The sequence below is a fragment of the Polaromonas sp. genome (assembly GCF_012927455.1).
Lineage (GTDB): Bacteria > Pseudomonadota > Gammaproteobacteria > Burkholderiales > Burkholderiaceae_C > Polaromonas.
This window is the reverse complement of sequence record NZ_JABBPE010000015.1, coordinates 15,724-29,171: the sequence shown is the minus strand read 5'-3', so window position 1 is coordinate 29,171 and position 13,448 is coordinate 15,724. Positions and strand designations below refer to the sequence as shown.

Annotated in this window: 15 protein-coding genes; 3 read left to right on the top strand and 12 right to left on the bottom strand. The window is 59.7% G+C overall.

The genetic code is table 11. The features are described from left to right. Positions 1–249: 249 nt before the first annotated feature. The 3 genes from HHJ18_RS12390 to HHJ18_RS12380 all read right to left on the bottom strand — a co-directional run bounded on the left by HHJ18_RS12390 (position 250) and on the right by HHJ18_RS12380 (position 3,600). Entirely contained in the window at positions 250–834 is a 585-nt protein-coding gene (locus HHJ18_RS12390) for a hemerythrin domain-containing protein (protein ID WP_296915711.1), read from the bottom strand. Positions 835–972: 138 nt separating this feature from the next. Continuing rightward, a complete protein-coding gene (locus HHJ18_RS12385) occupies positions 973–1,236 on the bottom strand; it encodes a DUF2249 domain-containing protein (RefSeq protein WP_296915709.1) in 264 nt (87 codons plus the stop codon). A gap of 90 nt (positions 1,237–1,326) precedes the next feature. Next, a complete protein-coding gene (locus HHJ18_RS12380; protein WP_296915707.1) occupies positions 1,327–3,600 on the bottom strand; it encodes a nitric-oxide reductase large subunit in 2,274 nt (757 codons plus the stop codon). Positions 3,601–3,812: 212 nt separating this feature from the next. Between HHJ18_RS12380 and HHJ18_RS12375 the strand changes: the two genes are divergently transcribed. After that, positions 3,813–4,310 carry an Rrf2 family transcriptional regulator gene (locus HHJ18_RS12375; protein ID WP_296915705.1) on the top strand — a complete coding sequence of 166 codons (498 nt, stop codon included), beginning with the start codon at positions 3,813–3,815 and terminating at the stop codon, positions 4,308–4,310. A gap of 61 nt (positions 4,311–4,371) precedes the next feature. On the opposite strand, the gene hemN is transcribed toward HHJ18_RS12375, so the two are convergent. Further along, a complete protein-coding gene (gene hemN, locus HHJ18_RS12370) occupies positions 4,372–5,763 on the bottom strand; it encodes an oxygen-independent coproporphyrinogen III oxidase (protein WP_296915703.1) in 1,392 nt (463 codons plus the stop codon). A 344-nt stretch (positions 5,764–6,107) separates the two neighbouring features. Between hemN and nirK the strand changes: the two genes are divergently transcribed. After that, a complete protein-coding gene (gene nirK / locus HHJ18_RS12365) occupies positions 6,108–7,478 on the top strand; it encodes a copper-containing nitrite reductase (protein ID WP_296915701.1) in 1,371 nt (456 codons plus the stop codon). A gap of 100 nt (positions 7,479–7,578) precedes the next feature. Here the strand turns inward: nirK and HHJ18_RS12360 are convergent, their stop codons facing one another. From HHJ18_RS12360 to HHJ18_RS12325, 8 genes are all read right to left on the bottom strand, one after another. After that, positions 7,579–8,373, bottom strand: a complete 795-nt coding sequence (locus HHJ18_RS12360) for an aldolase/citrate lyase family protein (protein ID WP_296915700.1) — start codon at positions 8,371–8,373, stop codon at positions 7,579–7,581. A 293-nt stretch (positions 8,374–8,666) separates the two neighbouring features. After that, positions 8,667–9,176 carry a universal stress protein gene (locus HHJ18_RS12355; RefSeq protein WP_296915698.1) on the bottom strand — a complete coding sequence of 170 codons (510 nt, stop codon included), beginning with the start codon at positions 9,174–9,176 and terminating at the stop codon, positions 8,667–8,669. After that, complete coding sequence (locus HHJ18_RS12350; RefSeq protein ID WP_296915696.1) at positions 9,173–10,147, bottom strand: TerC family protein; 975 nt, start codon at positions 10,145–10,147, stop codon at positions 9,173–9,175. The genes HHJ18_RS12355 and HHJ18_RS12350 overlap by 4 nt, the downstream gene beginning before the upstream one ends. Positions 10,148–10,410: 263 nt before the next feature. Beyond that, complete coding sequence (locus tag HHJ18_RS12345) at positions 10,411–10,566, bottom strand: hypothetical protein (protein WP_296915695.1); 156 nt, start codon at positions 10,564–10,566, stop codon at positions 10,411–10,413. After that, on the bottom strand, positions 10,559–10,993 hold the full coding sequence (locus HHJ18_RS12340; protein WP_296915693.1) for a TerB family tellurite resistance protein: 435 nt from the start codon (positions 10,991–10,993) through the stop codon (positions 10,559–10,561). Before HHJ18_RS12340 ends, HHJ18_RS12345 begins: the two co-directional genes overlap by 8 nt. Positions 10,994–11,025: 32 nt before the next feature. Next, positions 11,026–11,286, bottom strand: a complete 261-nt coding sequence (locus HHJ18_RS12335) for a zf-TFIIB domain-containing protein (RefSeq protein WP_296915692.1) — start codon at positions 11,284–11,286, stop codon at positions 11,026–11,028. A 24-nt stretch (positions 11,287–11,310) separates the two neighbouring features. Then, entirely contained in the window at positions 11,311–11,946 is a 636-nt protein-coding gene (locus tag HHJ18_RS12330; protein ID WP_366558840.1) for a Bax inhibitor-1/YccA family protein, read from the bottom strand. 119 nt (positions 11,947–12,065) lie between these two features. Continuing rightward, positions 12,066–12,413, bottom strand: coding sequence for an HPF/RaiA family ribosome-associated protein (locus HHJ18_RS12325; protein WP_296915688.1), 348 nt, complete (start codon positions 12,411–12,413; stop codon positions 12,066–12,068). A gap of 116 nt (positions 12,414–12,529) precedes the next feature. On the opposite strand from HHJ18_RS12325, the gene HHJ18_RS12320 reads away from it, so the two are divergent. Further along, complete coding sequence (locus HHJ18_RS12320; RefSeq protein ID WP_296915686.1) at positions 12,530–13,414, top strand: LysR family transcriptional regulator; 885 nt, start codon at positions 12,530–12,532, stop codon at positions 13,412–13,414. Positions 13,415–13,448: the final 34 nt, after the last annotated feature.

The window sequence follows — 13,448 nt, the reverse complement described above, 5'->3', positions numbered from 1 at the left end:
GCGGAGCGAATGAAGCGCTGAGGCTGTCTGGCAGCCCGGTCGTACAGAGGGGCGCGGCGCTGTTTTTGGGCGCGCAGACTCCGGGTGCGGCAGATGGCCGCGCCCCAGATGTCACTGCCAGGCATCACTCAATTGCTGTTACTTTTGTATCCGTGGTCGAATAACAGAAAACCGGGGGCCCGAAAAGATTTGCGGGCTAAGCCCAGTCAAGGAAGGAGTGGCCATGCCGGCCGACACCGGGACCGCTGCTCAGTCGTTGCCCAGGCCGATAGGGGCCGGCGCCTTCATCACGATGCGCGTGAAGAGACGCGCATAGGCGGGGTCGGGCGGGTACTTGCCAGTCAGCGGGTCGCAGTTTTTTTCGAACGCGGCGTCCAGTTCTTTCCAGTCGGCCTCGGTCAGCATCTTCTCGGCCTCCGGAATGATGACGGTTTCCTCCATCCGCATGTGAGCCAGATAGAAGTCAACATAGTGCCGGCATTGCTCGACGAAGGCAGTCCGGCGCGTCTCGCCCAGCAGCTCCCAGGCCAGCAGCAGGTGCTGCAGTTCGCGCACAGCCTGCTCGCCGTTAAGGTGGTCACGCTCCAGCAGCGCGACCGCCGCCATGACGCTAGGCGCCGCCCGCACCACGCGCGGAAACAGCAGATTCGACTCCTTGGGGTGGTGCAGGCGCTCGGGGAACTCGTCAATGTAAAACAGCATGGAGCGCAGCACGTCAAAGAACTGCTGCGGATCATCACCATAGCCGCGCTCCACCATCAGGAGCATGGACCGCAGCATGGCACCCAGCGACGAATGCTCATCGCGGATGATTTGCAGACTGGTATGTTTCATGACGCGCCCCTGGGAATTGATCTAACAGCAGCCTTGAGGATGCCCGATCCGGCTAGTTCAAGCCCTGATCCAGATCAAGTCTTGCGCAGGAACTCGCCGACTGCTCCTACTACGCCTTCTACGCCTTCTATTCCTCGTCTACCGCGCGACCAGAAAATCAATCACGATTTCGCCCGGTGTTCGCGATACGTAGTTGATTTTGACCTGCGCGCCGAAGCGACCTTCAATCTGCGACAGCAGCGGCAAGGGATCGTGGTCGTTGCAAAAGCGCATAGTCTCGCCGGGCTGCAGCGCATCAAGAGCGCCAAAGATCGCGGCATGCCGGAATCGTTTGGCGACGCCGCGTGCGTCGAATGGGTAAACGCCTTCAGAGGTGACGGGAAGAGAGCAGTTGTGGCTCATGAAATACTCCTGAGAAAAAGTTGCTGGAGTTGTCAAAAAAAGAGGCCGGCACAGGCCGGCCTCTTGACTGTCAACGGTTGCCTGGCCGAATCAGGCCCGTTTGGCGCCTGCGGGTTCCAGTGCTGGTTTATCTTTGCCGCCGGACAGCAGGCGAACCGCAAACCAGGCCAGGAACACGGTGCCGATGGCAAACACGATGTCGCCTGGAACGCGCATCCAGACCAGGGTTTCCATGATGGGTGAATGCACGAAATCGGCCGAGCGGGCGTACCACATGCCTTGGGTAATGCTGGCCCAGGCCTGGTAGATGCCGGCGGGAACAAGCGAGATGAACACCATCATTCCCAGGCCGATATTAAGACACCAGAACATCGGCGCCAGCAGCTTGTCCGACCATGCCAGGCGGCTTGAAAGGCCGCGCAGGCAGAACAACAGCAGGCCAATGCCCAGCATGCCGTAGACACCGAACAGCGCAGCATGGCCGTGGGCCGCAGTCATGTTCAGGCCCTGCATGTAGTACAGCGCAATTGGCGTGTTGATGGAGAAACCCAGCAGACCGGCACCTACCACGTTCCAGAAGCCGACGGCGATGAAACACTGAATGGGCCATTTGTAGGCCTGAACCCAGGGAGCCGATTTCGAACGCTGGTAGTTGCGCCAGCCTTCGACGCCAATCATGGCCAGCGGCACCACTTCGAGCGCAGAGAACATCGCGCCAATCGCAATGACGAAAGTCGGTGTGCCGGTGAAATACAAGTGGTGCAGCGTGCCCAGGATGCCGCCGAACAGGAACACGATGGTTTCCAGAACGATGGCGGTGTTGGCGGTGGCGGCGTGGATCAGGCCCAGGCGGGTAAACAGCAGCGCAATGACGGCGGTGGCGAACACTTCGAAAAAGCCTTCAACCCACAGGTGGACCAGCCACCAGCGCCAGTACTCGACCATCGAATAATGGGTGGTCTGGCCCCAGGTCAGCGAGGTGGCGTAAAAGCCGCCTATGCACAGGGCTGCCAAAAACACCATGGCGATCAGGCCGCGGCTTTCAGACGGCTTTTTCAGCGCAGGCAAGAGGCCCCGGCCGAGCAACGTGACCCAGAACAGCAGGCCCACAAACAGCAGGATTTGCCAGACGCGGCCCATGCTGGTGAATTCGAGGCCCTGGTTGCCGACCCAGAAGCTGAAGTTGGTGCCCAAATGCTGCAAGGTGCCGATCCAGCCGGTGGCGGTCGAGCCAACCACGATGAACAGCAGCGCATAAAACAGCACATCGACGCCGAGCTTCTGGTACTTGGGCTCGTGGCCGGAAATGGCCGGCGCGATATACAGTCCGGTCGCCAGCCAGGCGGTGGCAATCCACAGCACCGCGAACTGCGTGTGAATGGTGCGGCTCACGGTGAACGGCAAGATCTCGCCCAGCGGGATGCCGAAGAAGCTCTGGCCTTCGACCGCATAGTGGGCGGTGATGACGCCCATGCCGACCTGCGCCAAGATCAGGCCGATCACCACATAGAAGTACTTCTTCGTCGCCCTCATCGACGGCGTCGGTTTCAAGTCGAACAGCGGATCAGTTTTGGCGGGCTTGGGGTCGCCCGGCTCTTTCGACATCGAGTGGTAGAAGATCATGCCGGCGATCGCCGCGATCATGAAAATGATGCTGGCAATTGACCAGATGCCGGCGCCGGCGGTCGGCGTGTTGTCCACCAGCGGCTCATGCGGCCAGTTGCTGGTGTAGCTCAAATCGGTTTCGCCCGGCCGGTCGGTGGCGGCAGACCATGAGGACCAGAAAATGAAGGCGGGCAGCGCTTTCAGGTCATCCGCGTTAGGCAGCAGGCCCGAGCTCATCGCATATTGCTCGCGCAGCTTGTCGAGCGATGGCGCATCGCCGAACAGGTCGGTGTAGTGCTTGACCACCTGTTGCACGGCCTCGGCGCGCTCGGGCGACAGGGTAATTGCGCCGGTGGCCGCGTCATAGGTATTGCCGCGCATCTCGCTCTTAAGCCGCGCGTTCAGCTCGCCTTGCTGGCCAACGCTCAGCTGTTCATAGGTTTTGCCAAACTCGCGCTGAGCCCAGACGCCACGCAATGCCAGCGCTTCGCGGTGCAGCCAGTCGGCCGACCAGTCGGGCGCCAGGTAGCTGCCGTGTCCCCAGACCGATCCGAGCTGCTGTCCACCGGCGGAAAGCCAGGCTTTCTGGCCGCGTTGGACCTGGCCTTCGGAAAATAGCACCGCGCCCTTGGTACTGATGACTTGTTTGGGAATCGGCGGCGCTGTCAGGTAAATCTCTGTTCCGACCCAGCCCAGAACGGCAAAGGACATTACACAGATGACAGCGAGCCAGGTCCAGAGTTTGCGCGTAGCGTGCATGGCAAATTTCCTTGGTTGTGGTGTTGAAAGCATGTCTCGGATGGATTCCGATTTAAGATGCATTCTATCTGCATCATTTATAACATGCAACGCATATGCACCTTATTTGACACACCAAATGCAAAAAAATAATCAAACCTATAAAATCAATGCAGCATTAAGCGCAGGCAAGCTGCCGTATTAATTTTTCTTCAACCGGACTTGATCTCGCCATGAGACTGACTACCTACACCGACTACGCGCTTCGCACCCTGATGTACCTCGCCGGCAATCGGGACCGGCTGGTGACCATCCAGGACATCGCCGATGTGCACGGCATTGCCAAAAACCACCTGACCAAGGTGGTGCATCAGCTGGGCATCCTGGGTTTTGTCGAAACCGTGCGCGGCCGCAACGGCGGGCTCAAGCTGGGCAAGGAGCCGGCGCAGATCAATATCGGCGCGGTGGTACGCAGCACCGAGCCCGATTTTTTCATGGCCGAATGCTTTGACAAGAGCAGGAACGAATGCATCCTTTCCCCTTCCTGCGGCTTGAAGGGCGTCCTGCGCAATGCCACGGCCGCCTATCTGGAGGTGCTCGACGACGCGACGCTGGAAAACCTGGTCAGGAAAAACAGCGCGCGTTCCGCTGGCGCTGGCGCGCTCAAGCCGGTGCGACTGCACGCGCCGGTGAGGACGCCACTAAGAACGCCAGTTAAGAAGCCAAAATAGCATCTGCACCGGGGGCGGTGCCTGGGAAAACCGCCTGCAGACAGGGCAAGCAGCCTTACGCTTAAATCAGCTTGGAGTAGGTCGAGGTGGTCGGCTGACCGAGGTACTTGTCAAACACCATGCCGCTGGCGCGCACGAACAGACGTCCTTTGGCGGTGACCCGAATTGCCGCGGGGTCGATAGTGATCAAGCCGGCATCTTCGTACTGCTTGAGCAGCGACAGTTCGCGGGCAAAATAGCTATTGAAATCGATGCCATATTCGCTGTTGATGGCGTCAATTTCGACTGGTGCGCTGCACATCAGGGTCATGATGATTTGCCGCCGCAGCAGATCGTCAGTACTCAAATCAAAGCCTTTCTCCGTCGGCAGCTGGTCTTTGTCCAGGTGCTCGTAATAGGCGTTGACGGTCCGTACCGACTGGCCGTAGGAATTGCCGACCTTGCTGATGGCCGAGACACCCAAACCAATCAGGTCGCATTCTGCACGCGTGGTGTAACCCTGAAAATTGCGGTGCAAGCTCTTGTTCAAGCGCGCCTTGTTCAACTCGTCATCGGGTTTTGAAAAATGGTCCAGCCCGATATACACGTAGCCGGCAGCCAGCAGTCGGTGCATAGACATCAAAAAAATCTGCAGCCGCGCCTCGGCCGAAGGCAGGTCGCTTTCCACGATCAGCCGCTGCGCCTTGAAACGCTTGGGCAAATGCGCGTAGTTATAAAGCGCGATGCGGTCAGGTGAAATGCGGATCAAGTTGTCCAGGGTACGGCCGAAGCTCTCCAGCGTCTGTTTCGGCAGGCCGTAAATAAGGTCGGCGTTGATGGACTGGAAGTTGGCCGCGCGGCTTTCTTCAACCGCCTTCTCCACCATTTCCAGCGGCTGAATGCGGTTGACGGCCTGCTGCACGGCCGGATCAAAGTCCTGTACACCAAAGCTGTTGCGGTTAAAACCGAGCTCGGCCAGCATGGCCAGCGTTCCGCCCCGTACGGTACGGGGATCTATTTCGACGCCCATCTCAGCATCGGGCGTGAAGTTGAAGTGTGCACGCAGCATGGTCATCAGCTGGCGCAATTCGTCTGCGTTGAAGAAGGTCGGCGTTCCGCCACCCAAATGCAACTGCACCGCCTTGCGGTCGCTGCCAAGACGGGATGCCACCAAAGCCATTTCCTTGTCGAGGTAGCGCAGGTATTCGGCAACCCTCTCATGGTCTTTGGTAATGATCTTGTTGCAGGCGCAAAAATAGCAGAGCGATTCGCAGAACGGCAAATGCACATAAATCGACAAGGGGGGATTGCTGGCCTTTCCCGCGCGCTCTTCCAAGTAGCCCTGAAATGACTGATCGGTAAAAGCAGTGTTGAAGCGGTCAGCAGTCGGGTAAGACGTGTAACGCGGACCTAACGTATCAAACTTTCGTATTAATTCTTCAGACAGTTCGATATCAGGCAAGGGAATAGTCATTGGCAAATCCGGAAGGTGGTCGTGGTCTCTATTTTGTTCCAAATCAGGTTCTTGAAAAAAAATCCCTATTGCATGTAAGTGCGGCGCGGCACACAGGTTGACTTCTCGAACCCCGTAACTCGGCAACAGCTGCCCGCGGTGCGCTGTAGCCCATCGTGTAAGAACGCAGTCTTTGTTGCGGCGCTTCATGTTGATCTGCGTCAACATTAAAGATGCATTATGAATGTACTATTTTGTCAAGCAGATCGAAAAAGCTTAGCGCCGGACCCGATGCATGCACCAGGCAAGACGACGAACAACACTAAAAGGTGATTTAAATGAGAAACGGTTTTCTAAAAAAAATGATGGCGACCGCTGTCATTGGCCTTGCCAGCTTGTCGACGGCCTTTGCCGCAGAGCCGCATCACGATACCGGCGTCAAATACCGTCCAGACGTGACGTTTACTTTGCGCACCGATATTGCTGACGGCAAGCTGGTGTTTGTAGGAGAGACCGGGGCCATCAAAGGCCAGGTCAATCCGCAGCTGGCCGTGGCCGAAGGGGCGATTGTGCAAATCAATCTGGTTAACGGCGATGGCGCGACGCACGACATCAGCGTTCCCGACTTTGGCGCGACCTCCAATCAGCTCAACACCAAGGGCGCCAGTACCGCCATTGTGTTCAAGGCTGACAAGAAAGGTGACTTCAAATACATCTGCACACTGCCGGGCCATGTCCAGGCCGGCATGATAGGCAAGATCGTGGTTGGCGGCGGTGGCATTGCCAAGCCGGAAGCCAAAGGCGCGGAAGTATCGCGCAGCCCGACGGAAGTCGGTCAACCGATCGGCAAGCGCGGCCCCCAGAGCGTGACAGTTAATCTGGAAACCACTGAGGTGCTGGGCCAGCTGGCAGATGGGACCACCTACAAATACTGGACCTTCAACAGCAAGGTGCCGGGCCCGTTCATTCGCGTTCGCCTTGGCGATACCGTGACCGTTAACATGGCCAATGCCAAGGACAGCCACATGATCCATTCGGTGGACTTTCATGCGGTGACCGGACCGGGCGGCGGCGCTGCGGTGACCCAAGCCGGCCCCGGCACCAGCAAGAGCTTCACCTTCAAGGCCATCAACCCGGGGCTGTTTGTTTACCACTGCGCCACACCGATGGTGGCGCAGCATATCTCGAACGGCATGTACGGCATGATCCTGGTCGAACCTGAAGGCGGCTTGCCCACGGTAGACCGCGAGTTTTACGTGATGCAGGGCGAGTTGTACACCAACCAGCCGCACGGAACGCTCGGGGAAAACGAGTTTTCCCTGGAAAAACTTCTCAAGGAACAGCCTGAGCACATGATGTTCAATGGCACCATGGACGCGCTGACCAAGACCCACAAGATGGAAGCGAAAGTCGGCGAGACCGTGCGCATCTTCTTCGGCGTCGGTGGCCCCAACGCCACGTCGAGCTTTCATGTGATCGGCGAAGTGTTCGACCGCGTCTACAGCCAGGCAGACCTGACTTCCGCGCCACTCAAAAATGTCCAGACCATCTCGGTGCCACCGGGCGGTGCTTCCATGGTCGAGTTTAAGGTTGAGGTGCCGGGCCGCTACATTCTGGTGGACCATGCCTTGTCGCGACTCGAAAAAGGCCTGGCCGGCTTTCTGTACGTGACGGGCCCTGCGAATCCTGCGGTGTTTCACACGACACAAAAAGCGGATCCGAATTCCGGCCACTAAAGGTTTGCGTTATCAGGTCAGCAGCCGTGCTGGCCAACCCTGCGGGGGTGATGCCATGACCATGGTTTCACCCCCGCTTTCTAATCAGCTTTCACATTAGTCAATAGCCCACGCCGCTACCCTGTCGGGAAGCGCTCTGGCTTCTGGCTGCTTGCACCGCATGGCGGGCCGCCTGCGACAGCATTCCCACGTCATGGCCCGGTGTTACCAGCAAGAAACCTTCGGCCATACGCTGCGCCGCCGCTTCTCCACTGGAGCAAAAAATGCCCGGAATTTTTCCGCTGGCGCGGGTCCGTTCGCAGATATGGGCAATGGCCTGGCGAACCTCTTCATCGTCGGGCTCGGAGCTGGGCGCCTTGCCGAGCGCCAGCGCCAGATCGTTAGGTCCAATAAAAATTCCGTCGAGACCTTCGACCGCCAGGATGGCATCGAGCGCGTCCAGGCCGGCACGAGTTTCAATCATGGCCAATGTCAGAATCGCCTGATTGGCGCCCTGGAAATAGTCCGGGCCGCCGTACAGCATGCCCCGCGCTGGCCCGAAGGAGCGCGTCCCCTGCGGCGGGTAGCGGCAGGCCGATACAAAAAATTCAGCTTCGAGCGCAGAAGAAATCATCGGGCAAATAATGCCGTAGGCGCCAGCGTCCAGCAGTTGCATGACCAGCGCCGGATGGTTGCAGGACACGCGCGCCAGGGGCAGCGCCGGTGTCGCCGACAGTGCCTGCAGCATGGCTATCGCCTGGTCAAACCCAATCATGCCGTGCTGCATGTCCACCGTCACCGCATCAAAGCCCTGGTACCCCATGACTTCAGCGGCATAAGAAGAGGGAATACCGAGCCAGCCATTGACAGCCGCTTCCTGCCTCTGGCACATTTCTTTCAGACAATTGGGGCGCATCACGGTTCCTCCGGTAAATGGAAATTATCGACAGAAGACGAAGCATATCGTCTGCACGCACTTCAAAGACTAGGATTTTCCCAGCGCCAGCGGCTCGCCTCGGGTCTTCCACCGAAGGAGCCGTCCAGCGTTAATACGATGTCGGGCGCAAGAAGGCTCAGCGCAAAGCTGGTGGCGGCGACCTTCGCGCTAAACAGCAGCGTGAGGAAAAGCTGGCACCGGTGTTGCGCAGCACCGGACTTGCATCAGGCGAGATGCCCGACGTGGCCTCGCCGTTGCCGGGCGCGCAGGCGTCAGCGAACAATCAGAACGGGGGCTCTGGCCTGGTGCACAACCTGGAAAGTCACCGATCCGAGCAACAGTGATTGCGCAGCGGTCAAGCCTTGCGAGCCAATGGTGATGCCGCGACTACTCAGCGCATCGGCCATGTTCACAATCTGTTCCGCCGCCTCCCCCATGACAACGTGCAGGCGCCAGCGCACCGAAGCCGCGTCGAGCAACTGGCGCGCCCCGGCCGTCGCCGCCCAGCCGCGCGGCGCCAATTCGGTCTCGGCGGACTCCTTGTTAAGCCAGGACTGGACATGCACCACATCAACCTCGGCGCCCGGCTCCGGTGTCACCCAATTGGCCACCATCGCAAGGGCGCGCAGCGAGCACGGCGAGCCATCGACCGCCGCCAGCCAGCCAGCGCGGCCGGCGTCATCACCTGCGCCATGCCAGGTCACGCCAACCAGCCGGCCCATGTCGTCGCGCAGTTCCAGATTGGGTAACGGCATGGCGCCCTGCATTGCGGAATCAGTCATAAGGTACTCCCGGACGGTTTGCGGCTTGAGAGCTTCAGGCTGAGGACCACGGAAATCAAGATGATGGCGCCCACAATCCCCAGCGACCACTGCACCGGCATATGAAACCAGGGCATCACCAGCATCTTGCCGCCGATAAAGACCAGCACCAAGGCCAGGCCGTATTTGAGCAGGTGAAAGCGTTCGGCCATGTCGGCCAACAGAAAGTACAGCGCCCGCAAGCCCATGATGGCGAAAATGTTGGAGGTGAACACGATGAACGGATCGGTGGTCACCGCAAAGATCGCCGGGATGCTGTCGACGGCAAAGACCAGGTCGCTGGCCTCGATCATCATCAGCACCAAAAACATCGGCGTTGCATAACGCAGACCGTTGATGCGCACGAAGAAGGCCTCGCCATGAAAGCCCGGCGTGATGCGCAGGTGGCCGCGAAGCCAGCGCAAGAAAGGGTTTTTCTCCAGGTCGGGCTTTTGATCGGCCATCACCAGCATCTTGATACCGGTTACCACCAGGAACAGCCCGAACACGTAAAGCACCCAGGCAAACTCCGAAACCAGCCAGACGCCGGCCATGATCATCGCGGCGCGCATGACGATCGCACCTATCACGCCGTACAAGAGCACGCGGCGCTGCAACTCCGGCGGCACGGCGAAGTAGCTGAAGATCATCACGAATACGAACATGTTGTCCACCGACAAGGTCTGCTCGATCAGGTAGCCGGTAAAGAACTCCAGCGCCTTGCGGTTGGCGATCTCGCGGCCAGCCGTGCCGTCCAGGTACCACCACAACAAAGCGCCAAAACTGGCGGCCAGGAGCACCCAGGCCACGACCCAGCTCCCGGCCTCCTTGACGCTGACACGGTGGGCCTTGTTGCCGCCGAGGACAAACAGGTCCAGGGCCAGCATGGCCAGCACAAAGGCAATGAAACCAGCCCACATCGGGCCGGTGGCGAAGGATTCGATGTTGTTCATCTGTAGTTAAAGTTGTAGTAGTCGATCTCAAAACCTTGACCGTCCCCCGTCACCAGGAGCAGTTCATGCAGTTCATGCAGTTCATGCAGTTCATGCAGTTCATGCAGTTCATGCAGTTCATGGTGAGGCTTTCGGCCTCCAGCACCGTCACGGGTATCAAATCAGAGGCCCAGCGATGCGCTCCAGGAAGTGCCGCGGCACCGCTCCAACTGACTCCTTCAGCTTGCACGCCAGGGTCGACCGATAGTCTACGGCCTGCCGGGTCAGACCAGCCACACTGCGGCGCCCGCCAGCATTCCGCCGGCGCCGCACGCGACCAACAACTTGGCATCGCGCCGGTTATCCCTGGCGTACTCGCGCCAGGCGCCCAGCAAGATCAAGACCCCTAGCGACACGATTGCAGGCGCGTAGTCAGACATGTTCCAAGCTCCGTTGGGTGCGTCCCGTCTGCAGCATCCATTGATGCAGGCCCCACTGTTCCACCGCCGCCATAAGCACCATCGATTCGTCCTCAGCGACATTCCCGTCCGCCTCAACCAGTGCAACGCACAGGCGCAGAACTTTAAGACGCAGGCCGGGGTCATCGACCTCGTCCATCAGTTGCCTGATCATTCGAGGGTTTAGCAGGCACACATCGGCCCCGCTCGGTCGCACGAATTCGGGCAGGTGTTCAGAGACGGCGTGTATGACTTCCTGCAACTCGAACCGCGCAAGGCCAAGTTGCGCGTGAACGCCTAGCCGGTCGAGCATGTCGAGCTCTGCCTTGTGCAGTTGGCCGTCTGCCAGCAGGGCCAGCGCGACAACACGGGCGGCCGCTTGGGGACTGTTACTTGGGTAGGGTCGCATGATTTTTTGTTCCTTGGCTAAGGTAAAGCGAATCAGTCAAAGATGTCACTCATCCAGGACTTTTTGCGGCGCGGATGATGTCCTTGCCCGCCCCGATAGTCTGAGTCCACGAAGTCTGGCTGCGACGATGCGGCGGCAGAGTGCGCTGGCGCGGCTGCGCCGGCGCGATCAATCAATTTGTCGAGTTCACCGCGATCGAGCCAGACCCCCCGGCATTGAGGGCAATAGTCAATTTCCACGCCCTGGCGATCGGTCATCGCCAGAAGGCTGTCGGGACAGGAAGGACATTTCATGCGTTTCTCCTTTTAAAAAAATGGTCATTCGTCCGAACCGCCTAAGCCGAAGAGGCTAAGCAGGCTGGAGAACAAATTGAAGATCGAGACGTATAACCCGACCGTGGCCAGCACGTAGTTGGTTTCGCCGCCGTGCACGATGCGACTGGTGTCGTACAAAATCAGGCCAGCTGCGAGCAAGGCCACCATGGCCGAGACCGCCAGCGCCAGCGCCGGTAGTTGGAAGAACACCGCAGCCAGCGCCGCCAGCAGGGCAATGACCATGCCTGCGAACAGAAAGCCGCCCATGAAGCTGAAGTCGCGCCGGGTCGTCAAAACCCAGGCCGACAAAGCCAGGAAAGTGGCGCCTGTGGCGCCTAGCGCCATGGTCACGATCTGCCCGCCCCCAGGCAGCGCCAGCGAACGCGACAGCAGCGGGCCCAGCGTGTAGCCCATAAAGCCGGTCAGCGCGAACACCGCAGGCAACGCCCAGCCGCTGTTTTTGAGCTTGAAGACCGCAAACAACAAACCGAAGTAGCCCGCTAGCGTCAACAAGATGCCGGGCGCCGGCAGTTGCAGCACCACGCTGGTTGCCGCAACGCCTGCGCTGAAGAGCAGCGTCAGTGCGAGCAGCGCGTAGGTGTTGCGCAATACGCGACTTACCTCGGTGCCCAGGCCCATTGGCGCTGGACCAAGCGACTGGGAGCCTGCGTCGGTGGTGTCAGGGCGAATCGTCTGTGTAGGGTGTTCCATGGTCTTTCCTCGTATCTGATTGCTGATGGCTGATTGCTGTGCCCTGTTCAAGCGTGAATGCCAGTGCGCAGATGGCCGGGGCGATGCTGGTCGCGTGCCTGGCGGCGGCGCCAGTTGCGCATCACCAGCTGCGCGGCGCGGCCGAGCGCACTATCGAGCGCTGAACGCCAGTCGCGCCCGAGAGCGGTAATCACCACGGTACCGATGCCGTCAGTCTTGAGTTCCAGTTGGCAGCGCTTGTCAATGCCGCCACGCGGGCCGTTGACATCTGACAGCTGTACTTTGGCGCGCGGCACCAGCCAGCTCAAGCGGCGCATGACGAAGCGCGCGCGGTTCACCGCCAGGTCGCGCATCTGAGCGCCTTCAGGGTCGCGGGATTCAAAAATCACTTGCATCACATTGCTCCTATGAGTTGATGAAGGCCAACTTTAGGGCTTTGCGCAATTCTGTAAAAGCAGATAATCAAGAAGCCACAGTTCCGAAAAACCTGAACATCAAACTGGACATGAGCATGAGCACGGACTTCAGCTACCGGCATCTTTACTACTTCTGGGTTGTCGCCAAGGAAGGCGGCATGTCGCGCGCCGCCGACCGGCTCGGCATGGCGGTGCAAACCGTCAGCACGCAGGTGCGCGAGCTTGAGCGCTCGCTCGGTTACGCCCTGCTCAAACCGGCCGGGCGCGGCATCGCGCTGACTGATGCCGGCGTGGCGGTGATGCAGCAGGCCGAAAAAATCTTCCAGCTCGGTGAACAGCTGCCGGCGGCGCTGCGTGACGCGGTGGGCTCGCCCCGCGTGCGCCTGGCGGTGGGCATCTCCGACGGGCTGCCGAAACTGGCGGTCTGGCACCTGATGCAGCCGGTGATGCAAGACCCCAACCTGAAACTGATTTGCCACCAGGATGAATTCGAGGACCTGCTGGGCGACCTGGCACTGCACCGGCTCGATGTGGTGCTGGCCGACAGGACGGCTCCGCCCAACCCCAACCTCAAGGTGTACAGCCATTCGCTCGGCTCATCGACGTTGGCTTGGTACGCACCACCGGCGCTGCTGGAGGCCGCCCGAAAGGGCTTTCCGCAATCGCTGAGCCGGGTTCCCGTGCTGCTCCCGACGACGCATGCCGCTGTGCGCCCCCGCATCGACCAGTGGTTCGAGCGCCTTTCGATCAGGCCCAACGTGGTCGGTGAGTTCGAAGACAGCGCCCTGCTAAAAACCTTCGGGGCTGCCGGAATGGGGGTTTTTCCGGTGGCTGAACTGGTCGAGTCCGAGCTGATGGCGCGCTACGGCGTCAAGCGAGTGGGCGCTTGCGAGGGTGTCGAGGAGCATTTCTTTGCCATAGGCGCGCAAAAGAAGGTGCTGCACCCGCTGGTGCAAAAACTGTTGCCGGCTCCGCGCTAGACCTTCCGCTTCCGCTTGGCGCTACGTAAAATAA